The organism is Nostoc sp. (assembly GCF_036917315.1).
In the GTDB taxonomy this organism is placed as follows: Bacteria; Cyanobacteriota; Cyanobacteriia; order Cyanobacteriales; family Nostocaceae; genus Nostoc.
In genome coordinates, this window is record NZ_JBALDR010000007.1 from 1 (window position 1) to 24477 (window position 24477).

The 24477-nt window shown below is 41.3% G+C and carries 16 protein-coding genes and 2 pseudogenes; 3 read left to right on the forward strand and 15 right to left on the reverse strand.

Annotated elements, in window-relative coordinates:
- The 12 genes and pseudogenes from V7K84_RS03375 to scyA all read right to left on the reverse strand — a co-directional run.
- Nucleotides 1–237: pseudogene (locus V7K84_RS03375) on the reverse strand (hypothetical protein); the annotation flags it as partial.
- The gene (gene trpC / locus V7K84_RS03380) at nucleotides 224–1054 is read right to left on the reverse strand and encodes an indole-3-glycerol phosphate synthase TrpC (protein WP_334836386.1); all 831 of its coding nucleotides are present in this window, start codon (nucleotides 1052–1054) and stop codon (nucleotides 224–226) included. The gene trpC and the pseudogene V7K84_RS03375, both read right to left, overlap by 14 nt.
- A gap of 128 nt (nucleotides 1055–1182) precedes the next feature.
- Nucleotides 1183–3393, reverse strand: a complete 2211-nt coding sequence (locus V7K84_RS03385) for an anthranilate synthase (protein WP_334836388.1) — start codon at nucleotides 3391–3393, stop codon at nucleotides 1183–1185.
- A gap of 357 nt (nucleotides 3394–3750) precedes the next feature.
- A complete protein-coding gene (locus tag V7K84_RS03390) occupies nucleotides 3751–4947 on the reverse strand; it encodes a 3-dehydroquinate synthase (RefSeq protein ID WP_334836390.1) in 1197 nt (398 codons plus the stop codon).
- Between the two features lie 11 nt (nucleotides 4948–4958).
- Entirely contained in the window at nucleotides 4959–6050 is a 1092-nt protein-coding gene (gene tyrA, locus V7K84_RS03395) for a bifunctional chorismate mutase/prephenate dehydrogenase (RefSeq protein WP_334836392.1), read from the reverse strand.
- 18 nt (nucleotides 6051–6068) lie between these two features.
- Complete coding sequence (locus tag V7K84_RS03400; RefSeq protein ID WP_334836394.1) at nucleotides 6069–7358, reverse strand: glycosyltransferase family 4 protein; 1290 nt, start codon at nucleotides 7356–7358, stop codon at nucleotides 6069–6071.
- 401 nt (nucleotides 7359–7759) lie between these two features.
- Nucleotides 7760–8956: a scytonemin biosynthesis PEP-CTERM protein ScyF gene (gene scyF / locus V7K84_RS03405; protein ID WP_334836395.1), complete on the reverse strand. Its 1197-nt coding sequence runs from the start codon at nucleotides 8954–8956 to the stop codon at nucleotides 7760–7762.
- Nucleotides 8957–9112: 156 nt separating this feature from the next.
- Complete coding sequence (locus V7K84_RS03410) at nucleotides 9113–10411, reverse strand: ScyD/ScyE family protein (protein ID WP_334836398.1); 1299 nt, start codon at nucleotides 10409–10411, stop codon at nucleotides 9113–9115.
- Between the two features lie 115 nt (nucleotides 10412–10526).
- The gene (locus V7K84_RS03415; protein WP_334836401.1) at nucleotides 10527–11786 is read right to left on the reverse strand and encodes a ScyD/ScyE family protein; all 1260 of its coding nucleotides are present in this window, start codon (nucleotides 11784–11786) and stop codon (nucleotides 10527–10529) included.
- A gap of 80 nt (nucleotides 11787–11866) precedes the next feature.
- The gene (gene scyC, locus V7K84_RS03420; RefSeq protein ID WP_334836403.1) at nucleotides 11867–12835 is read right to left on the reverse strand and encodes a scytonemin biosynthesis cyclase/decarboxylase ScyC; all 969 of its coding nucleotides are present in this window, start codon (nucleotides 12833–12835) and stop codon (nucleotides 11867–11869) included.
- 25 nt (nucleotides 12836–12860) lie between these two features.
- Nucleotides 12861–13922: a tryptophan dehydrogenase ScyB gene (scyB, locus tag V7K84_RS03425; protein ID WP_334836405.1), complete on the reverse strand. Its 1062-nt coding sequence runs from the start codon at nucleotides 13920–13922 to the stop codon at nucleotides 12861–12863.
- Nucleotides 13923–14311: 389 nt separating this feature from the next.
- Nucleotides 14312–16192 carry a scytonemin biosynthesis protein ScyA gene (scyA, locus tag V7K84_RS03430; RefSeq protein ID WP_334836407.1) on the reverse strand — a complete coding sequence of 627 codons (1881 nt, stop codon included), beginning with the start codon at nucleotides 16190–16192 and terminating at the stop codon, nucleotides 14312–14314.
- 1674 nt (nucleotides 16193–17866) lie between these two features.
- Here scyA and V7K84_RS03435 point away from each other — a divergent pair.
- Together V7K84_RS03435 and V7K84_RS03440 are read left to right on the forward strand one after the other, a co-directional pair.
- Complete coding sequence (locus tag V7K84_RS03435) at nucleotides 17867–19846, forward strand: scytonemin biosynthesis sensor histidine kinase (RefSeq protein ID WP_334836415.1); 1980 nt, start codon at nucleotides 17867–17869, stop codon at nucleotides 19844–19846.
- Nucleotides 19847–19970: 124 nt separating this feature from the next.
- Nucleotides 19971–20843, forward strand: a complete 873-nt coding sequence (locus V7K84_RS03440) for a response regulator transcription factor (protein WP_334836409.1) — start codon at nucleotides 19971–19973, stop codon at nucleotides 20841–20843.
- A gap of 186 nt (nucleotides 20844–21029) precedes the next feature.
- Here the strand turns inward: V7K84_RS03440 and V7K84_RS03445 are convergent, their stop codons facing one another.
- Complete coding sequence (locus tag V7K84_RS03445; protein WP_334836411.1) at nucleotides 21030–22232, reverse strand: AAA family ATPase; 1203 nt, start codon at nucleotides 22230–22232, stop codon at nucleotides 21030–21032.
- Nucleotides 22233–22634: 402 nt separating this feature from the next.
- Entirely contained in the window at nucleotides 22635–23927 is a 1293-nt protein-coding gene (locus V7K84_RS03450; protein ID WP_334836413.1) for an ATP-binding protein, read from the reverse strand.
- Between the two features lie 45 nt (nucleotides 23928–23972).
- On the opposite strand from V7K84_RS03450, the pseudogene V7K84_RS03455 reads away from it, so the two are divergent.
- A pseudogene (locus tag V7K84_RS03455) lies at nucleotides 23973–24137 on the forward strand (Uma2 family endonuclease); the annotation flags it as partial.
- A gap of 2 nt (nucleotides 24138–24139) precedes the next feature.
- Here the strand turns inward: V7K84_RS03455 and V7K84_RS03460 are convergent.
- A partial coding sequence (locus V7K84_RS03460) for a WD40 repeat domain-containing protein (protein WP_442940921.1) occupies nucleotides 24140–24477 on the reverse strand: 338 nt, incomplete at its 5' end.

Below are 24477 nucleotides of genomic sequence, written 5' to 3' on the forward strand. Positions count from 1 at the left end.
AATGAGTCTTTGAACTCCATTAATGAGTCTTTGAACTCCATTAATGAGTCTTTGAACTCCATTAATGAGTCTTTGAACTCCATTAATGAGTCTTTGAACTCCATTAATGAGTCTTTTATCTCCATTAATGAGTCTTTGAACTCCATTAATGAGTCTTTTATCTCCATTAATGAGTCTTTTATCTCCATTAATGAGTATTAAAGCTTCATTTTTTAGGTTTACCTCAGCACTCAGCACTTAAAATCTTACGCACAGCTTGTTCTACATCGTTTTGTTTAACTAAAGACTCGCCAATCAAAACCGCACGCGCACCAGCCTCAGCAACAAGAGATAAATCAGCTGGTGTATACAGCCCAGACTCGCTGACGACGGTGATATCTAAGCTTTGTAATTGTTGTTGACGCTCTGCTAAAAGTTGCTGTGTTGTTCCTAAATCAAGAGTAAAGTCTTCTAAATTGCGATTGTTGATTCCTACTAAACTTAGGTTATCAAGCTTTAGCACTCGATCTAGTTCAGCTAAGGTATGGACTTCTACCAGTGCAATCATACGCAAATCGTGAATTACTCGCAAAAAGTCTTGGAGTTCTCGATCTGATAGAATAGCTGCAATCAACAATACTGCATCTGCACCTGCTGTCCGTGCTAAATAAATTTGATAGCGGTCAATGATAAACTCCTTACACAGTAAAGGTAATGCAACTTGTTGACGCACTTTTCGCAGATTATCAAAACCGCCTTGAAAGAACTTTTCGTCAGTCAAGACTGATAGACAAGCTGCACCGCCTCGTTCATAAGCTTGAGCAACAGCAACTGGGTCAAAATCTGCGCGGATAATCCCACGGCTAGGTGATGCCTTTTTTACTTCAGCAATTAAGCTCGGTTGGTTGGGGTTTTCTTGCAAAGCAGTCAAGAAATTTCGCACAGTCGGGGCTGTATTTAACTGTTGTCGCAAGGAGGGTAAAGGCAGTTCTTGCTGCATTTGTGCAACTTCTTGCCTTTTATGCGACACAATTTCTTCAAGAATATGGCGGGAAGTGGCAACTTGATTAGTCATAATCTGTTAGCAGGGGAGCAGGGGAGCAGGGGAGCAGGGGAGCAGGGGAGCGGGGGAGCAGGGGAGCAGGGGAGAAGTGGCAGTAAGTTTTTCCCCTCTGCACCTTTGCCCCTCTGCCCCTCTGCCTCTTATACCCTATGCCCAATAACCAATGATTCTACAGTTTGCGTATATGCACGCACCACATTTTTAATTATTTTCAGACCGACTTCTCCGCCTAAAGTCATGATTGATTCTGGATGAAACTGAACGGCGGCGATGGGAAGTGTTTGATGTTCAATGCCCATAATTACGTCGTCGTCAGAAATCGCTGTTACTTTGAGTTCTTTTGGTAAACGTTGCGGTAGGGCAAACAATGAGTGATATCTACCGACTGCAAAGGATTCCGGTAAGTTGTTGAAGGTGACAGAATTGGAATCGGTGACGAAAATCCGTGAAGATTTACCATGTTGAGGATAGTTGAGAACTCCCAATTCGCCATCAAAAGCTTCAACGATGCCTTGCAATCCCAGACAAACTCCGAAAATAGGAATTTGGCGATGCAGAAGGGCGCCGACAGTCTCAGAAACCCTAAAATCACTTGGTCTACCAGGGCCAGGAGATAATACAACTAAGTCAGGGCGTTCTGTATCGAATAACGATTCCGAGAAACCATGACGCAACGTGGTGACGCTTGCACCAGTTTGGCGAATGTAATTGGCTAGGGTATGAACAAATGAGTCTTCGTAGTCTATTAATAAGATACGTTTGCCAGAATTTACACCTGGAATCTGTTTACTTAATTTTAGAGAACCGGACTCATCAATTTTCTGACTCGTTTGCTTTACACGGCGAATCGTTTCAAATAAAGCAGCAGCTTTGGTAATTGTTTCTTGTTCTTCTGCTTGGGGTATGGAGTCATAAAGGACAGTAGCACCGACTCGCACTTCGGCGATGCAATCTTTTAATCGAATTGTCCGCAGAATTAAGCCAGTATTTAAATTCCCGTTGAAATTTAAATAGCCGACTGCTCCGCCATACCAACGTCGGGCGCTCTTTTCGTGCCGTTCAATAAAATCTATTGCGGCTTTTTTGGGTGCGCCGGTGACTGTAACTGCCCATGTATGCGAAAGAAAGGCATCTAAAGCATCGAATTGCGATCGCAGTGTCGCTTCAACATGATCTACTGTATGTATCAGGTGGCTGTATAATTCAATCTGGCGACGGCCAATAACTCGTACTGAACCAGGTTCGCAGATTCGGGATTTGTCATTGCGATCGACATCAGTACACATGGTCAACTCAGCTTCATCTTTGTGAGAGTTGAGTAACTGACGAATTTGCACCGCATCGTCAAGAGCATCTTGTCCCCGGCTAATAGTGCCACTAATGGGACAAGTTTCTACCCTTCTACCTTCAACCCGTACAAACATTTCTGGAGATGCACCAATCAGATATTCGCCACCTAAATTAAAAATAAATCCATAAGGACTAGGATTTATTTCCTTTAAGGTGTTAAATAGTTTGCTGGGTTCGTCTTCATAGTCTTCAAAATAGTTTTGACTAGGAACAACTTCAAATAAATCACCTCTACGGAAATAATCGAGTGCAACCTCAACTTTTTTCGCATATTCGCCTACTTTATGGTCAGCAGTTTGATTCGGTAGAAGATGTTTGCCGCGATAATCTACAGACTCACCAGTTCTCGGAAGATTCTTTGTATTGCCGTGCGCTGTTTTAAAATCATATTGTAGACGAAATGCACGTTGTTGATAGTAGTCAACAACAATCAATTCATCTGGTAAATAAAGCACCAAATCGCGCTGATCTTTAGGACGTTCTAGATGTTGGGTAATTGGTTCAAACTGAAAAACTAAGTCATAACCAAACGCACCATACAAGCCTAAATGCTCGTCTTCTTGACTAGAGAAAGTATATAAGATTTCTCTAACAACGGTAAATGATGAAGGCTGTTTACTACGTTCTTCTTCAGTAAATAATTTTTCCGAAGCTTTAATAAAGCCTATAACAATACTATTTTCTTGGGTGACATTCTCAAGTTGCTCTGACTGAGATAGACGCTCTAAGAGGAATGGCAAAAGTACTTTACCGCGTTCATTCAACGCTATCAAAGTGAAAGCATTACCCTGTGTAGTCAGCTCTAGCGGTGGATTGACAAATCCGATTGCCCATCTTTTGTATCTGCCAGGATATTCGTAGCTACTCCTTAACAACCCTCCGCGCTGAGAATTTAAATGGAACAGAATATCATCGAGAGCAGTGTCCATCTTAACTTCAGTGATTGCGCGAGAAACACTGACACCACCAAGAGTATTATAAGAACGTGAATCAAAAACCATGAGTAATTTCTCTAGAATATTTGTTAGTCAACCATTAAGCAGCAACCATTAATCATTATTAGTAGTTATTTTCAAACCTAGAACAGACTTAGATAATTTTCTATCAATCTAAGTCAACATATTCTTTTTAAAAGATGTAATCAAAAACTTTTTGCTTCTTCCTTAAGAATACTAGATATCAAGCAGATAAGACATTGAATAATTTTTCGATTGGGTGTCAATTTATTCGCTTTTTATACTGCTTTTCTAGTACATTTACCAACAACACTATTAAAAAAAACCGCCTCCCCCAAAAGTAGTAAATCGTCTCATAAAACCTCTGCGTTACTCCGCGCTTCCCTCAGCGTTCCTTTGCGTTTAAAATTCCCCCCTCACATCCCCCAACAGCGATATTGCTTGCCGATACAAAAACAAATCCACCTCATGAACCTCAATTCTTTTTCCAATCCCTTTCAACAGCGTCAAAGTCAACTCTCCCCCCAAATGTTCGCGGAATTCAGTCAAACCCCGAAACAAACAATTAGGATCTTCCAATTGTGATAATTTATCAGCCAGTTCTGGCACATACAACGTAAAACCCAACGCTGATAAAGTATTTAATATTCGTTGCCACTCCGAACAATCCAGCAATCCTGCCAAATAAGAATAAGTGCTATCCAAAGCAATACCGATCGCAACTGCTTCGCCATGACGCAAGCGATAATTTGTCAAATGCTCCAGTTTATGAGCCGCCCAATGTCCAAAATCCAGGGGACGAGACGAACCCATCTCAAAAGGATCGCCGCCATTGGCAATATGTTCTAAATGCAACTGGGCGCAACGATAGATAACCTGTTGCATAGTATCCATATCTCGCCGCCTCAAAGCTGCGGTGTGAGAGTGGATAAAATCAAAAAAGCTAGCATCCTTAATCAGCGCCACTTTCACTGCTTCTGCGATTCCAGAACGCCAATCGCGATCGTCTAGAGTTGTCAAAAAGGCAGAGTCATTTATAACTGCATAAGGTGGTGCAAATGTGCCGAGAAAGTTCTTTTTCCCAAAGGCATTGATGCCGTTTTTTACACCAACCCCAGAATCATTTTGCCCTAACACCGTTGTTGGAACCCGAATGAGACGAATTCCCCGGTGAGCAGTTGCGGCTGCATATCCTACCAAATCCAATACCGCCCCGCCCCCGATCGCTAACACATAAGAATGGCGACATAATCCACTTGCTTCAATTTGTTGCTGGATTTGCTCTACTAAAGTGCGATCGTTTTTGGCAGCCTCTCCTCCCGAAATTATCATTGGTTCAGCTGCGATCGCTAGTACCTCTGCATAAAACTTGGTATACGCGACTAATTGCTTCACTAATTCCGGTTGATACTTTAATATTCCTGCGTCTATCGCTGCAACTATTTTCTTCGGTTTTGCCTCTTCATCCGCAGCAACCACTTGGGCTAAGGTGGGATTTTTCAAATCAAATAGATTTTGGGTGAAGTAAACCTCGTAGTTAAAAGTAACTGAAACACGTTGATTAATTAATCTACTTTTTTGCTTGATGTCAACTACCATAAGTTTGCTCTTTAAATACTAATATTTGTGTGGATCTTGGGTTGAAAATCTCGTTGGATAGCCATTGGATTTAAAGGCTGGATAAAAGGATTAATTTTCTCTTCAAAAAAGCTTTGAGCCTTTTCAAATTCTTGAATTAATGCGTCTCTATCTTTCATCGCTACTAGTTTTGCCAAACGACTGTAAGTATCAGCTAAAAAGCTAATTGCATCACATCTTTCTTCTGTAGCTAGCATAATATCCACACATAAGTGAGGGTTTTGAGAAAACAAACGTTTAACTATGTCAATTTCTTGACGGTAGTTAGAAGTTGACATGTTTAAAGTCTGTTGTATATCAATTTTTGCTTGGGCTAAGAAAACACCAAGACTAAATCTACAGAAATGTTGCGTTGCTTGAACGAACACCATCATGCGATCGTGTTCTTCAGGCGTACAAACAATTAACTCTCCACCTTGACTTTTAATCAAGTCTAAAAACCATTGAAATGAATCATCGTTTCGACCCGGACACACCACCACTTTTTGTCCAAAAAACGATTTTACATTTGGCCCAAACATTGGGTGTAAACCCATGACTGGCCCAGAATGGTGTTCGAGCATTGCTTGATTTGGCTGTGTTTTAATACTCGTAATGTCACACAAAGCGGTATTGGGAGCAAGGTATTTTGCTGCCCGCTTGATAACATCAACTGTATGTTCAATAGGAACGCTGACTAAAACTAATTCTGCCTGACTTAATAGTTGATCTGCATATTCCCAATCATCAGATTCAAGGACGCTAACATTATTACCTGCTAGCGAAAGTTGCTCTTTAAATAATTTTCCCATCCTGCCGCATCCACCGATGATGGTAATTTCTCGGGGAGTGACATGATTTGTTGCATATTTAGGAATCAGAGTAGTATGACAACTATTTAGCACACCTGCCCAAACAGACTCAGGAATACCAGCTTGAGCGAGTAGGGGAGCGACATCAGCCAGTTGCTCATCTAAAGAAGGTGGTTCTGATGCTGCTAATAATGATATGCGATCGCTCAATAAGGCGATCAACCTCTGGTCAGTTTTTTTCAGCCGATCTGAATAAGAGGATTTTAAAGGCATTTTTCCTGGCCCCAATTTTCAAATATCAACAAGTGATTCCTGAGAACTCAATTCGGGCAAGATATCCAAAGTTGTCGCCCGTTTGGCGATCGCATCAGTAAATAACTCTTCATACCGATCTAGCGCTTGCTCAAAAGAATAATTTTCTACCGCAAACTTTCTTCCTTCACACCCTAATTTCGCTGCTAATTCTGGCTGATTATATAAATCTAATATCGCACTTGCCAAAGCATCTGCTGATTCTGGCTCAACGATAATGCCGCCGCCACTTTCTTTGATAGCTTTCGCAGCAGTCCCAACTGCGGGAACTGAACCTACAATTGGGCGACCACTGGCTAACAATAGTGGTATTTTAGAAGGCATATTGAAGGAAATCACATTGCCCTTTTGCACAATCAACCCGACATCAGCGGCGGCTAACATTTGCGGTAATTCTTCTCGTGGTTGCAATGGCAGCAGCAAAACGTTATCTGCACCACAAGCAAGACAATGTTTTTGCAACCTTTCGAGAGCTTGGGATTCGCCGGCAATGACAAAGACAATTTCTTTTAGATGACGCAAGCGAACGGCTGCTTCTATGACTGTCTCCAAACCTTGCGTTAGAGCAATATTTCCTGAATAAAGCACAACAAATTTATTATCGAGTTGATGGCTAGCTCTCCAAGAGTTATTCTCTTTTGCTAAAGGGCGGATAAAATTTAGATTCACCCAATTTGGAATGCAGGCAATTTTATTAGCAGGTACATCTTTATTTATTAAATTATCTACAAAGCCATCGGCAATTACGCTAATAGTATGTGCAGTTCGATAGGCAAATTTCTCTAAAGCTTCCAGAGCGAAAATCATCAACTTATTTTTAATTAGCCCAACACGCACGGCAGCTTCTGGGAGTATATCTTGCACGTTTAGTACTACTGGGCAATTGTATAACCAACCTATTAAGGTGGCAGGTAAGCAAACTAGTAGCGGCGGCACTGTTGAGAGAATTAAATCAGGTCGCTTACCCTTAAGAGCTTGTGGCAAACTTGTAAAAATAAAGCTCAACTCTAGCAGTAGTCTGTCTACAAGGTTAGGTTTAGACTTAATCCGCAGGTAACTACGCTGAATGGTGACACCATTTTTTTGTTCAGTAACGTATAACTTACCTCGATACCCATCGTAAATCTGGCGCTGAGGATAGTTAGGCATACCTGTAATTACCCGCACTTGATGCCCTCGCTTCGCCAGCCCTTCTGCTAGTTCAGTCATCAAAGGTGCAATACCAATTGGTTCTGGATGATAGTTATATGAATAAATCAGAATGTGCATGAACTTGAAAGCACCTTGATAATGTTGGCTTTATTGTGTTATCCAGTTTTAATCTCCCTAGTTCCAGATTTAATAACCTGAAGGTTCCGTAAAAACTTTGGTAGAGTGTGTTACCGCGAAGCCTAATGCACCGAAATTATCCCGCATTTCTCACAAGCTCAAGGCGTTTGATGGAGTAGAAGAGAAGTAATGAGTAATGAGTAATGAGTAATGAGTAATGAGTAATGAGTAATGAGTAATGAGTAATGAGTAATGAGTAATGAGTAAAAACTTCTTACTTCTTACTCATTACTTATTACTTCTCCCCGGCACTTGCACAGGCTTTAAGAGGTGTGGTGAGAAATCCGGGATTATGCTTTTGGCTAACGCACCCTACAAAACTGTTACTCAAGCATCAGAACTCAGCACTGTTTTTGCAGTTCCTTTTCTAAACTGAAGACTGGCTTTTGTTGTCCGCGTTTCCGCAATGTGACGGTAGCAGCTCCAAGGGCAAGCAATCCTAAACCCAATTCTGAGCTAGGTTCCGGCACTTGCCTTCTACCTTCTACGTTTAAGACTTGAACGCGACCTTGGAAGAAATCGCCCACATAAAGCTTGCCATCTTTGAGGGTTGTACCACCCGTCCAGTTAAATCTGCCTGGTGTGAGGTCGAGGGGATTGCCAAATGGGGGGTCAGTTAATCCTGGAGGCGGGACTAGGTTGCCCGATCCATCTAGGGCTGGTTTACCGTAAGAAGTCAAGAAGTTACCGTTTTTATCAAATACCTGTACGCGGCTGTTGATAGAATCAGCTACATAAACATTCTCTTGGTCGTCCACTTCGATGCCAATTGGCTGAAGAAGCTGTCCAGGTTCGCTACCTGCTGAACCAAATGCCAACAGAGGCTTACCATTTGGATCGAGTACTTGAACGCGGTTGTTATACTGGTCAGCTACAAAGATATTTCCACTAGCTGGGGAAATTCTTACACCTGCTACACCTTGGAATTGCCCAGGTGCAGTGCCTACAGTGCCACCAATGACACCAATTTGCTTTCCGTCAGGTGTGAATTTAAGGATTCTTTCACCGTTAAAATCACCTGCGTAAACGTTACCAGCTTTGTCAAATGTCACACCAGATGGCCCAAAGAAAAACCTACCTGGTATGAGACCGGTAAATTCTCCATTTGCAAAGGATCTAATAAAGTTACCCTGAGAATCGAATTGATTGATGCGGTTGTTGTAAACATCACCTGCATACAAATCCCCTGTTACGGGATTAAAATCTACAGTTGTTGGCTCGTCAAACTGTCCGGCCCCTGTGCCGCCGGAGCCAATTGCTCCAATATACTGACCGCTTGGACTAAATTTTTCAATTTTGTTACCGAGGTTGTAGTTAGGAGTACCATCCGGGTTAACACCGCGTCCGTTGGATATGAGGGTATTCCCTTGGCTATCCACCGCTATCCCTTGAGGGACAAAGAGTTCTCCAGGGCCAAAGCCGGGGCTACCAATACTTCTGTCGTAAGTTAATGTTACAGCCTTGGCTTGGGCTGCTGTTGCCAACACCATGAATCCAGTACCGAGAATGCCGATTGACAAATTTTTGACTAATCCCATAAGTTTTAAGCCTTGGTTCTATGAGGTATACTCGTTCCTAGACTAATTTCGTTCCCAGTCCCAGTTTGGGAAATCTAAAATTTGGGCTGCTGCCTCTTGTTGGAAATGCAACTTTCTCTCTGAGGCAGCAGCCTATTCTGTAAGCTCTACCAGCAATTAGACAGTCTCTACTTTGGCTAATTCTTTACTGCGTTTGCGCTTTAGCATTGAAGTTGCACCCAAAGCACTAGCAGCGAGCAGACCGATTGCAGAGGTGGGTTCGGGGACTTTGGTAACTCTCGGATCGATCTTGATAACTTGTCCTGTTCCTGCCAGTCTGGATCGGTTGGCGATATATAAATTACCATCAGGGCCATAAGTGATGCCAGAAGCGGCTTCTAGTCCATCACCACTCCAAATCGTTTCACGAGTTCCATCGGTGGCTATCTTGATCAAAGAACCACTAATATCACCAGTGATAATACCGCCCTGTTGAATTTCCTTCCATTCTGAACTATTGATGTGTTGCAAAGCGTACAAATTGCCCTTAGGGTCATAAGCTACGCCAGTCAGTTGTGTAAAGCCATCTTCGATGACTTTTGATTGCAAGGTATTGGGGTCAACGCTAAAAATACGTGCTTCTTTCTCTGGATAAGGAAAATAAGTGTATTCGCTGACTGTTAAACTGCCATCTGGAGCGATCGCAATTCCAGTCGGTACTGATTGCTGGGTTATTGGTAGCGCAGATGGATCTACACTCGGACCAAGATCGGGGAATTCAAGTTTATTTCTATCTATCAGTTTCTGAGGGATTCCAGCTACGTTCTTAATACCACTACCATCGAGTCCTACAGAATATATGCTGTTTCCACCCCCATCAACTACGTAACCAGTCTCACCTTTAATTGCCAAAGCATAGGGGTTAGAAATTATATCTGTACCATCAGGATTATATGCAGTTTCATAAGCTCCAAAATCCGCAAGAGTTGTCAACCCACCAGTGTTTAAGTCTACTTTGTATAATTTACCGAGGTCAGGCGATTTTAAAACGGTATCGCGGTTAGTCGGATCTCCTGCAAGACCGGTCAACAGATAAGCGTTACCTAGAGAATCAAATTTGATGTCAGCAGGGCCAGCTGCTTGTTCTCCAGAGGGGGATAACGCTAAAGAAGTCAGATTGGAAATTATATTTGTTTTTGTACCATCCTTTGCAATTTTGAGCAGGGAGCCATTCTGACCAGCACATAAAGGAATATACCCGGCGCTAGGTGATGCAATACATCTTCCGTCTTTGCCATCGCCGCCAGAACCACTCTCTGTCACAAAAAGATTCCCACTAGAATCAAAGCCGATTCCGCGTGGATTACTAAGACCATCGGCAACTACCGTTAGGCTGGCGGCTTCGGCTGCTTTTGGTGCAGATACGGCAGCAATACAAACAGTCAAAAGTGTAAGAGTAAATGATTTGAGTTTCATACCTTTAAAGATTGAGAATTAAATAAGTGGAAAACTTCATAGTTTTGAAGACAATGAATCCCAGTCTTTGAGGAACGCAGAATTGGTTTGAAACTCTTTACTTGAGCGTCACAATTCATTTATGGGATGGTTGGGGGATTCTTTTCTTGTGCAACCAAGCAACGCCCAAGGCCGCGATCGCTAATATGCCTAAATTAGAATCAGGTTCAGGAACAGATTTGATATTTTCAATTCTGAGAACTTGTCCTTGACCAGGGCGATCGCTTCGGTTGGTGACATATACTGCACCATCAGCACCAATAGTCAGGGCGCTAGGCGACTCCAATCCATTGCCACTCAGCAGAGTTGTGCGTGTACCATTGGGAGCTATTTTGATTACAGAACCATCAAAATCACCCTTCCAAGCTGACTGATTGGCGTACTGCAAAGCATATAAATTGCCGACAGGATCGAATTCCAAGTCGGTGAGTTGGGTGAAACCATCGGCGAAGACTGATGTACCATCAGCACCGACTCGATAGATTTTTGCCCCACCTTCTGGGAAGGGAAAACCAGTAAATTGGCTGATGTAATAAGCACCATCAGGGCCTTTTGCCACCCCTGAAGGTACTGGTTGAGTTGCAAACTGCGATCGCACCTCTTCCCCTTGAGATGGCACTTGCGCCGGTTCATTGGATGGGGTATCAGAAGGTGGAAAGACGGGATTCGTCAAGATGTCTTCGGGGAAGGTAGTAATAGCTTGCAAATTACTGCCGCCAGTATTGACGCTGAGTAAGTCGTTTGCACCTGCATCAACTGCAACTAACTTCTTGCCATCTATGATAAAACCCAAGGGATTGCTACCGACATCACCACCATCGGGATTATTGGCGAGTTCATAGTTAGCTATATCAGCAACACTCGTCCAGGAATTGGTCTTAAAGTCGGGAGCAATGATTTTACCGAGGTCAGTGTAACCTAAATTGCGATCGCGAAAGGCTGGATTCGCCCCATACCCAATCAGAACATAAGGTTTACCTGTAGTATCAAATTGGATATCACGAGGGCCACCGGCTCCAGTACCATCTGGTAATGCTATAGAAGGTAGTCCTGTAAGTATGCGTTCGGTTTTACCATTCTCAATTTTGGTAACTGCCCCACTTGTGCCATAGCATAAAGAGTCACCTTGACCGCTTGCTGGTGGAACACAACCGCCACTTCCCCCGATTCCCGCCTCTGTAACATAGAGATTACCATCAGGACTAAAGCTTAGTCCTCCGGCATTATATAGACCGTCGGCGATTACTGAAAAGGATGCAGCTGAGGCAGCTTTCATTCCCGAAAAAGTGGCAACACAAAAGGTGAGGATAGTAATAGTAAATTGTTTCTGTTTCATGTGTTGCAATACAGGTAATCTTGTGGAATTGAGGGAAACGCAAAGGGACGCTAAGGGAAGCGCAGAGGAGCGCTAAGGTTTTAGTTGGTAACTAGGGGTTCTTGAATTTTTGGCAGATAGCTCATTCCTCGATCAAATGATTTGAGATTGCCAGCTTTGGCTTCGAGTAAACGTTTGATGTTCATACTTTCAGCGCCAAAGTCTTCAATCTGAAGTTTGCCGTGGGTTACAGTTCCATCTGTTTTCCAGAATGTGATTCGATGCAGAATGAAACCAGAAGCTTCGGGATCGGCGAAAGCATAAGCGGTTGGGATGAGTAATGCTACAGAACGTTGATAATATTCGTAATCTGGATAAAAATGTTCTTGTTCAAGTAAGTAGTATTTACTCAACGAGTGAACTCGCACAGACACTTTTACTTTTTGGTCATATTCATCTTTGAATTCACCTGATTCAGCAGCGATCTCACCATTTGGTCGTAGCAAATGCGCCCACTCATCTACATTTTTTAAGTCTTTTAAGTATTCAATGCCGATTTCAATTGGGGCATCAACATAAATGGTGTCTGTATCGATAAAGTGGCTTCCTTTAGCTGCTGCGGTCAGGCCAGCTTTGCGTTCCAAATTACCTTTGAGAGAACGACATTCAGAAGTATGTACTGTATGAATTCCCTGCATAATCATCTGAGTCTGTCGTTTGGGATCGACAAAGCTCAACCAGTGAAAATATACACCTTTTTCATCTGTTCCCGGCTCGATGTAGTCGGTGGGAAACAGCAAAACAGGGTAAACCTGAAAATATTTCTGATACTCTAATCCACAGTGCCACTCAATGCCATAGAAAAGGGGATTTTCTAATTTTTTAACATGATAGTAAAGATTTTTGTGATAACCAGACGCAGTTCCCAGCCAGGTATCTTCGTCAATTTGCTCTTTCATCCGGCTATAAAGCGTCCATTCATCTAAATTCTTTAAACTACAAAGGTAGTCAAAGGCGCTTTCTGGTGAAGTAGCAATATATGCTGATGTAGCAAAGGTATTTTTTTCCATTGTTCACTCCTGAAGATAATAATAATTAAGCTGCGATCGCTGTAGTTTTGCTTCGCTTACTATTGTCGATCCGGTCTTCTGCTAATCGTCTAGCAGCATCGTTAGTAGTAACTCCTTGTTCTTTCGCAATTTCAAAAATTGCTGATAGCGTGTCATAAATGTTATGCACTTGCTTGAAAGCTTTTTCTTCGTCATAACCAATCATTTCGTTGTAAACATTGATTAGTCCTCCAGCATTAATTACATAATCTGGACTATAAAGAATCCCTTTTTTAGCAAGCATTTGACTATGTAGTTGCTCATTCTCTAATTGATTATTAGCTGCACCAGCAATAATCGAAGCTTGCAAAAAAGGAATTGTATGACTATTCAGAATTCCTCCTAAAGCACAAGGAGCGAATATATCTACATCAAGTGAGTAAATTTCGGTTGGTTCTACAACAGTTGCACCAAAAAGACGTTTCACCTCTTCCGCTTTTACTGGATCTACATCGCTCACAAAAAGCTGGACATCATGCTCATGTAAGTGACGACAGAGATTTTTACCAACATTCCCTAAGCCTTGAACTGCAACTTTCATGCCATCAAGTCTTTTGCTCTGCCAACGAGATTCTACAGCAGCTTTAATTCCAAGAAAAACTCCTAGTGATGTTATGGGAGCAGGCCCGCCAGATTTTTCTGACACCCCAACAACATATTTCGTTTCTTGACTAATTGTCCGCACATCGTCAGGGGTAATATTGACATCTTGTCCGGTAATAAAACGCCCATTCAAGCTATCAACAAAACGTCCATAAGCTCTCAACAGATCGTCTGTCTTATTTTCAGGATTAGCGATAATGACTGCTTTGCCTCCACCAGCCGGAATGTTGGCACAGGCAGCTTTATATGTCATTCCACGACTCAGACGAAGTGCATCTTTTAAAGCAGCTTCTTCGTTAATATAAGGCATGAGTCTTGTAGCTCCCATCGCTGGCCCCAAGCTAGTGTCATGGATGGCAATAATTGCCTTAATTTCGGGATTTTTACCATGACAAAATAGAACTTGTTCGTGACCCATTTCTCTAACAGTTTCAAATAGCAGCATCTTGATCTCTCGATATTGTTTGGGATTGCTTAGAGAAAGTAATGAACATTACAAAATGTAAATGTATAGATACAAAAACCCTCTGGAAGATTAAGATTGGATGAATTAAGAGAGACTTTTGTGTTCAAAAAAACATTTAAAATTCCAGTTTCGTGAGTGTAGTTATTCGCTGGAATAAGAGAATGAGGAAACGAACCGCAAAGGGCGCAGAGAACGCAAAGGTAAGAAAGCTGTAAAAGATTTTTGCATTGGGATGCTCCCGTGTCTTACTCTCTTCCTTTGCGTCCTTCTCTAACGAGACGCTGCGCGATTGTGGTTCGTTAAAAAAATCTTCGAGCCGGAAGAGAGTAATGTCTATAACAATCGAATAAGATTGCCAGCTTTTAAAATCAAACCATTGGAAATGAAACTTGCTTGACTGCATTTTTAGCGGCACTTGATTTAACTCCTTGTGCTGCCAAACTCTTATTACGTCCACCAGAAGGTGCTGGGCGATCGGCATCAATCACTACATCAATGAGAAAGGGAACGGTTGATGCGATCGCTTGTTCTAATGCGGCTTCAATATCCGACTCTCTGACGACGACGATCGCTTCTGCTCCCATCCCACGAGCGATCATGGCAAAGTTCGTCGGTGGTATTGTTGCATCTGCGCCCTTTAATCCCAAGATTTTCATGCCTTGATGGCACATGTTGTAACGCGCATCGTTGAGTACAATCCAGATTGCCGGAATTTTGTATTTTACGGCTGTGCTGATTTCGTTATTCATCAGCATTGCTCCATCGCCGACAATCCCTACAGCCTTGCTTTTGCTTGCCAGTGCTGCACCCAATACTCCGGTGACGGCGTGGCCCATTGCTCCGACTCCGGTGCTGACTCGGTAACGATTGGCTTCGGAAAATTGGAGTAGATGAGTTGACCAAGTAAATGAGTTACCACACTCCGCCATGACTATCGCATCGGTATCTTCAACAACGATCTTTTGAATTGCTGCCATCAATACTTCTGGCCGCACTGGATAATCTACCTCTGGTGCAGGTTCAATTGCTTTGCGTTCTGGACGAGGTAGTGACAAAGTTGTGGAATCAGGAGCATCCGGCAATTGCTGCAATAACTCTTCCACAAAAGCTTTGATATCAGAGCGAACTCCGAAAGTTTCAACGTGGGGATAGGCTACACCTGGCACTTCTGGGTCAATATCAACATGGACAAAACCTCCTTTTGGAACTAGTGCCGAACTCCAGAAGGAAGTCGGTTCGCCAAGACGGGTTCCTAATACGAGTGTGCGTAGTGGAGGTTGTTCTTCCATATAAGTTAAGACGGAAGTATGACCGCCTAAACCTGTGACACCCACAAACTGGGGATGATCTTCAGGAAAAATACCTTTACCACGGGGCGAACACATAACGGCTGCTCCAGTTTTTTCAGCGAGTTCAATAATTTCCTCTGCTGCGTCACGCGCACCGAAACCAACCCAGATAGCAAAGGGGCCAGATGATAATAACTCTACAGATTTAGCGATCGCTTCTTTGGAAGCAGTCATCGGAAACGGAGAAATATCTAGTTGAGGCAAGGCTATATCCTCAACCAAACTTGTTTGCACAGCAGTAGGAATACTCAAATGAGCGACAAATCCGCCTGGTTGCGCCATAGCCAAAGCCAATTTACGAAAAATCTGCGGTAATTGGGCCGCAGATTCAATCGTAATCGCATAGTTGAATAACGCTCCTGAGGTAAAAATTCCCCCACTTGGCAATGTATAAGTGCTGGTTTCTTGAATTGCCCAACGTCCACGCTGCGGTGCTGAGGTGCAAGCTGACAGTAAAATCACCTTTGCACCTTCACCACGAGCCGCAAATAATCCGGTGAGGGCGTTAGTGATCCCCGGCCCTGCTGTGGTAAAAACTACAGTGGGGCGATTATTCGCAAAGTAAGCTTCGGTGGCGGCAAATGCTGCTCCGGCTTCATGGCGGAAGTTTAACACCTCTATACTGCTATTGGATAGCGCACCCCAAAGGCTGGCCATTGCACCACCAGCGACACCAAAAGCGTAGTTTACTCCCAAATTTTCCAACATTTGAGCGATCGCATCGGCAACTGAGAGTGTTGGAGCTATTTCATCGTTTAAAAAAGGCTGAATTCCCCCATTATTCTCCGATTCATCAAGCTGGCGGGAGTCAGACACAGATTCTACATATCTGTTCTCTGGAAGTTCCTTGTATGGCTCAGTGGTGATGAGAGGATTTGAACCAGTATAGTTTTGACTCATTGGTTTCACGTAATTTTAGAAAGTTACACAAAGGCTTTTTAGTTTACAATCACAGCGCTAAAAGTATTTAATACAAACAACTCTGTTGTTTACTACAGCTATGACCTAGCTTGGACAATAGTAGAAATGGTTGATTGCTGCTGATTGATGCTTGTGAGCGCAGTACCAAAAAATTTTGACCAAAAGCATACAACAGTTGAGGCTGTGCTTCATACGGTCAGAATAAAGGAGATAAAGACTGTGGTGCAATCAAAAATCTTTTGATGGAGGTGTCAAATTTTTCGCTTCTATGGTGGTGACTACAGTATTTAAGTAGATTAGCGGGGAAAAACTAAATGGTGTAAAGATATATAAACTAGCAATTAACCCGAAGTTAAGCGTGTCTCAGAATCTTTAGAAAACTTCATATAGCTAGCTTTAATAGCACCGATCTAATTAATAAACGCTTGGTGAGTTTCTTGTCCGCTACAATAAAAAACTAATTTGCAATGAAAAATATTTTGACGTATGTGTCAATTCTTTCGCTTTTTTCGTGATTGTGACATTTGCAACTTAGTCACCTGAAAGATTGATATTCTGCAATCGCAGAAGCGGCACATTACCAAATTTGCAATAGGAAATCTTTTGATTTAGTTGTCAATTCTTTTGCTTTATAACTTACACAACTTTTTATCTGAATTTAAGCATGAGGCGATTTAGCGGTCTTTATATTGTCACCAAAAACTCTTTAAGTCAATTATTTGTAACGATAAAGACATTATTTTTTAATTTTTTATATTTCATTTGAGAGATGACAAAGCATTCAGGATATAAATATTTTTAAAAAAAGTGTTTTTGATAATACATAAATCAGCATTACATAACTAATATACGGCTACAGACTTTATATTTGACAAAAAATATACAATATAGTATTTAATGGTTGCGTATATTGTCAATATAAATGTATTTCTTGCGACAGATGACTAAGCATATTCTTCTATAGTTAAATTTCTGAGAAGGTGGGTTAAGATAAATTAAGAAAATAAGTTGATGAGTTGAAGTTTATTCGTTTAATCCAGACCGACTACTGCAAATTCATTTATGTTGAAAATCAAACGACTCTATACGAGTAGTTCGCCAAAGTTCTTGGTAAGGAAAAGCTTAAAGGAGAAAAATTCTTATTCTTTAACCTTTCCCCAGTGGAAATCCAGGGATTTTAGGTTGGTGAACTCTTGTAGAGATGTAGCAGTGCTACATCTCTACAAGAGTTAATTAATAAGCATAATTAATTTCACCAGATATCTATTAATTAATTCTGGTAATTCTGGTGCAGGGCTAGTTTAGATATAAAATATCTTCTCTACTTATAGATTAAGAGCTTTCAACTCTTATCTAATAAGATATATCGACTAATCTAGATTTTATTTGTCTAAATTTTAGATTTTGATAAAAATTTGTTGAAGTCAATAATATTTTTTTTCATCTTTAGCTTTTTTAGGAAAATTTGGTTTAATAATTCAGAGGTTGCTGGTACAATAAGTTTTGTTAATTTAGTTAATAATATTTTTTATAGATTAACTAATTTTAGTTTTTAACAGCCGAGCGAACAGTATACCAAAGATTTTAGGAAGTTATGACTCTTCACTCATTAATGGGCATAGTGCTAATTGATTACCAGGAGAAAGTATGAATATGAATTCTGGCGAATATACATTAGCTAGATCGAACAATCAATGGGCACTACAACCAGAAATAGAGATGAAGTTTGCTCACTTTCTAATAAATCACGCTGTAGATGCGGCCTTCTGTTTAGGAGCAAACGCGCAGTTTCTTTACGTCAACGATGCCACTTGTCTGATGACTGAGTATTCCCGTGAGGAATTACTGTCTATGAGGCTGCATGATATAGATGTAGATTTTGCTCTGCACAATTGGTCAGATATTAGCTCGCAGGGTTCCCTTACCTTTAAATCTCGCTATCGGACAAAAAAAGGTCGGATATTTCTGGTAGAAATATCCATGAACTATGTAAAACACCAAGATATGGAATTTGGCTGTGCTTTTGCTCGCGAGAAAACTGATGAAATAGTAGAATTGAGCGTGCAAAAGTGGACTGATGAATTAAGAGATGCCAAAGATAATTTGCAACAAGAATTTTCTCAAGTCAAGGCAAAAGAAGTAGAACTAGAAACATCTCTTTCTTTACTTCGTTCTACTCTTGAGTCTACTGCCATTGGTATTGTTGCAGTTAACTTTGAGGGAGATATTCTAAGCTTGAATGAGAAATTTGTGGATATGTGGCAGATCCCAGAGTCTCTAATACTATCTAAGAAATGTCCTCGATGCAAAGCATTTTTTGAGAACCAACTTAAAGATCCACAAGCCTTTAGTCGGCTGATTTGGGAAGTATCTAGCCAATCTGATTTCGAGAGCTACGACATTCTAGAGTTAAAAGATGGAAGAGTTTTTGCACACTATTCTAAACCTCAATTACTTGAGGGTAAAATTATTGGGAGAGTGTGGAGTATTTGGGACATTACTGAATCAAAACAGACTGAAGAAGCATTACGACTGAACGCAACTAGATTTCGGACTTTAGCAGAAACGACAGATGCCAGCACTTTTCTGATTCAAGGTAAACGGCTTTGCTATGTAAATCCGGCAGTAGAACAACTCACTGGCTATACAAAAGAGGAACTGCTAACGGGTTTCGATCTTCGCCGACTGATTAAGAGCAAAAAACGCAGGCAAGTACGTAACCCGGATGAAGCCGCTAACTTTGAATACCAAGAGATGAATATTTTAACAAAAAACGGCACGGAGCGTTGGCTAGCTTGTGCAGTTGCCAAGCTTGATGGAGGGCTGGATTTTGGAGGAAAGTCAGTCGAACTAGTTGCAGGTATCGATATTACCGATTACAAATATGCAGAATTAGGTCTTAACCAAGCTTTAGAACAAGCCAAACAACTTAGCGAACTTAGAGCGCGTTTTCTTTCTATGGTTTGCCATCAATTCCGAACTCCACTAAATATTGTCTCATTTTCTAATAGTTTACTTAAAGAAGAAGTAGACAAACGTACGCAGAAGAAAATCCAACCATTACTCGATCACATTCAAAAAGCCACCGAACAATTGAGCCTGATGTTGGATGATATTTTGTTCTTCTCTAAGGCAGAATCAGCAAAATTAAACTTTGACCCAAAACCGCTTGAATTAGTTCAGTTTTGTGAGGATTTAGTTGCACAAATGCAGATGATTGTTAGCCAAAAAACAATTGATTTTGTCAGTCAAGATAAAACTCTAACAGCCTATATAGATAAAAAATTGCTCGAGCCTATTTTGAAGAACTTGCTTGATAATGCAATTAAGTATTCTCCCTCGAATCTGACAATTAACTTAGAACTATCTTGCCAAAATGAAAAATTAATTTTCCAAGTCAAAGATAAGGGGATCGGTATTTCAGTAGTAGATCAACAACGAATATTTGAACCATTTTACCGTGGTAGTAATATCGATCATATACCTGGAACTGGACTAGGGCTATCGATTCTTAAAACTCTTGTGGATTTACATCACGGTCAAGTTTCCGTAGAAAGTGAAGTTGATGTCGGCACTACGTTTACTGTAATGCTGCCATTAATCAAATCAGAGTTGACCTGTTCCGAGTTATGAGTGTTGAAATGAAGATAGTTGTTAATTAAAAACTTAACAATCATAACTCTCGGAACGAGTCTATTTAGATACACCACCAAAGAGTCTAGTAATTAGCTTCTGCAAAAATTTATTGTAATAGAAAATGATGTCCGAATCGTCAAAGAAAATTCTCGTTATTGAAGATGATAACGTTACTCGCAATCTTTATTTAAAGGGTCTTGAGGCTAAAGGTTTTGATACAATAGGTGCTGACAACGGTCTTGCTGGCGTCCACCAAGCACAAAAGCGTATACCCGACTTAGTGATTTGCGATATCACGATGCCCGATATGGATGGTTATAACGTTTTAACTACACTACGCCAAGATCCTCTGACAGCAATTATTCCTTTCATTTTTCTGACTGGCAGTAGTACCAGAGCAGATGTTCGCAAAGCTATGGAATTGGGAGCAGATGACTATCTTAGCAAACCCTCGACCCTAGACGAATTGCTCAGAGCGATCGCTATTCGCTTGGAAAAGCAAGCTAATCTCCAGTATTGGTGCAATATTCGATTCGAGAAAGCTGCAAAATCAGTATTTGCAGATAATATTACAGCGATCGCTTCCGGTGTTGCCGTCGCCTCTGATGAAGAAGTCAACATTCCTCCTAAGTCAATCTTTCCCAACATTCCGCAATTAAAAGAAGTTTTCGACTTTATCGAAGCCCATTATCATGAAGGAATTACTTTGTGTGATGTGGCTGTTGCTGTTGGTTACTCATCGGCTTACTTAACTAACCGAGTAAAAGAGACAAGTGGAGAGACTGTAAACTGCTGGATTGTCAAACGCCGGATGGCAGAAGCTTGTTTTTTACTCCAAAATAATAATGAGACAGTCGAGAAGATAGCGAAAGCATTGGGCTATCAGGATGTGTCTCATTTCTCCCGCCAGTTTCGCCAACATCACGGTTTACCTCCCCAAGCTTGGCGCAAAGAGCATCAGCTTGTATCGCAAAAACAGGTGAAACTGTGGTGACAGTAGATTTTATCAGAAAAATGGGTTTAAAACCCCGTGTTTCCAGCACGGCTTTAAAGTAAGGAGTAATGAGTAATGAGTAAGGAGTAAGGAGTAATGAGTAATGAATGGATGAAAAATGGGTATTTACTCATTACTTATTACTCATTACTCCAGAATCACCGTGCGTTCACGGCGGTGAGGATGTCAAACAAATAGTTGTGTAAACTCATATATTAAATCCACCCTACCTTTACGTAACATGGCTGGATCTAATCTTTCAGTAGTATTACAAGTCATCAAGATAACTAATCGTTGCTGCATCTGAATACCAGAGTCATCAATTACACTCTGATACAAAGTGCCATCCAGCAAACTCAGAATGTGTTCGGTTTTGTTATTGTATTGCGCTACCTCCGAAGCACGATTTTGCGCTAGATTATCAGCTTCGTTAATAACGATACAAATACGCTCTATGTAAGTCGGTGGGACAAAATTAGCGATCGCATCATGATCTAAAATAAAAATTACATACCCTAAAGGTACAAGAATTTCTTTTGCTACTGCCTGTGTCCAGACTGTTTTACCAGTACCTGGTTGTCCATGTACAACAACAGCTAACTGGTTTTGATTTAAAATCGCTTGCTGTACAGAATCAGTAAAGTTTTGGATATCTGCGGGAAATGTCCGAATGTTAAATTGACTATGAACTTTGCCTACACGACTTTGATATCCACTCAGCATCACTGCTAAGTCGTAAGTCGCTTTGTTAATTAGTGGCGCGAGATTTTGCGCCATTAAACTATATTGTCGTCGCCCGCGATCGTAGGGATCGATTTGCAACCAAATGTCATACTTAGACCAGTAAGCATAAACAGTATTAATAACGTCTAAGCGTTCCCAGCTAACAAATTTATCTATAGGAAAATAAAAATCTCTTTCTGAGTGATACTGGGTAATAATATCGGGATTACCCAATACTCCTAAAACTCGCATTACAGTAATTTCTTGCAGTCGATTAAGAACATAATCAATAGGAATATTACTACGACTGACAAATTGGACGATGGGCGTTTCCGTACTCAAAACATCTTTGTAGCGATGATCTGGTGATTGAGGATCTGGTGTGATGTAATTCCAAAACTTTTCAACTTCGTAACGGGTATTATCAGACACAACACTTAATAAATTAGCCCACCAAGCATAATTGTTTCGTCCTAAAACATCGGCAACATTACTCGCTAGATTCAAACTTTTTTGACTTAATTCGCGGGAGTCACTGTACAACAGTTCCCACAAAAAACCCCAATCTAATTCTCGATTAAACGGTCGCCAACCGCAAGCAATTAAGCTTTGCCGAGTATTATTTGTAGGAGTGCCTTCGTTGCTTCTAAAATAGTCAAAAACCATATTTATCAGTTATGCAGCGTTAATGTAAGTTATTTTGTGTTAAGTAAGAAGTTTTGAAAATTTGTTCTCGTAATATCAACTAATTGCGTGCAAATGGTAATTTTATTTCCACTGTACTGGCGAACAAGTCTTTTTAATTTAACTCATTACTATTGTAGTACACTGCATTACAAAACAACTACTTGTATCAACTTTTTTGACAAACCAGTTGGTAAGTGACTGTTTACTTTTAGCGATTAATGTACCTGCACTACTTAGCCGTCTGTAGATGAAGACTTACAGCAGATTTCTAGTTGATGAAGTACACAAGCTAGTTTGAACGTACAAAGCTTGTTTTACTTCTGTTAGCGCAGCGTAGCTCATTCTGACTCCTGAATTCTGACTCTTGAATTCTGCTGTATATCATGTCCGTGGATATTTTTCAGAAGGTTTTATTTGCTGTTTACCTAGCCAGTCTCGAAAGCTGGAATGATAGAGACTGTAATGGGTTTCTGAGGCGATTTTTTGTTGCTGTAAGAACTCTAGCCAATTTTCTAACACTTCTTCAACTTCATACTCATCAGTATCAATGATTTGTGCGATCGCTGCGGTGGTCACTGAGCTTTGTTGAAGTGTAGTCTGCGCCAAAGCTTCCACTGATATTGCTTTTTGCTGCTGTGTTAAGACATTTAACACATCTGTGCTATGTTCCGTGTCTTGTTCGAGTGGAAACATTTTGTGTAAATGCTGCTGATAATATGCTTCTAAACCAGGCGGGAGTTGATTGTAGTGAAAAGGTTCTGGGTAGAAATTTTCTGCGTTAGCGTTCGCGGAGCGTCTCGTAGAGAAGCTTACCGAAGGTATCGCACTTATTATCTGACTGAGATACATAAAATTATTTTCGCTCAAAGTGGTGAGGCGATCGCAGAATTCTTCCTCATTAATCTGGTGATTACTCAACCAAGATTTAAGATTTGACCTCTCCCCCAACCCCTCCCCTTGTAGGGGAGGGGAGTAATCTTGTCCCCCCCTTCCCTCGTAGGGAAGGGGGGTTAGGGGGGTTAGGTAATTTTGAATATACGCTTGAATATCCCGCCGATTTTGTTCTGGATAATCTGTTAAATCAAGACTTTGCGACGGCGTTTCAATTAATAAACCCGACTTCTCGCGCAAGAAAGGTCTACGAGTGAGGAGGAAATAGACTTTATCCGGGAGATAGCGGGGGAGATAAAACAGATTTGTACTAGGTGGTTGACTATTACGGTCAATGCAATTCAACCCATCAATGGCAATTATCAGTTTTTGATGAGGTTCTAACTCATCGCTGATTTGCTGGAGAAGACTAGAGAAAAACCAACTTCCCTCTGTGACGTTATCAGGGAGATAAGTGTAATTAAGCGAGTATTGATTAATGAGTTGCGTGCAGATATTTATGAGAAATTCGTCAGCACGATTTTTACCCTCAAGTTCGGCATTGTAATAAATAACTTGAGGATTGTTTGTCACATATTTGGCGAGGATGGCACTTTTACCGCTACCGGGTGCGCCAATGATAGTGAAGTAACCGTGGCGATGGCGGTCGAGAAAGTTGTTAATAGCCGTGAAGACAAATTCACGACCGACAAAGTTTAGGCTTTTTTCTTGAATTATTTGCTCAAACTCCGTTGGATGTCCTCTGGAATTGATTGCAGTGGGTGGTTTGGGTGGTGAGTTCATAATTTTGGAGAATCATTAAAAAATGAGGCAACACTAGAGATAACTATTGAAGTCTGGTTAGTAGATATTAACGAGCAAATTGTGGAAGTTTATCAACAACCAACAGCCGCAAGATATCAGCTTATGCAAAAGTTCGCTAGCGGTCAAAGTTTATCAATTAAAGCCTTCCCCAATGTGAATATTACCGTCAATGAAATCTTTGGCAGGTAAAATTACTTCTCCCCTGATTCCTCTCTCATCCCTTCAAGGCGCAAAAAATGCATCCTACCTGAAGAATCTCCTGCCACAATTGTCATGCCGTCTGGTGCAACTGGACAGCAATTAATAGAACCTTCCCCTGCGAAGGTGGCAATCACCTCCCCTGTTGCCAGATTCCAGACTTTCAGGGTCTTGTCAAGGGAGGCAGAAATCACCTGTTGCCCATTGGGGGTGACGGCGACGGCTTTTACATAGGAACTATGACCTTTGAGGGTGAATTGTTCCTCCCCTGTTGCCAGATTCCAGACTTTCAGGGTGTTGTCATCGGAGGCAGAAATCACCTGTTGCCCAT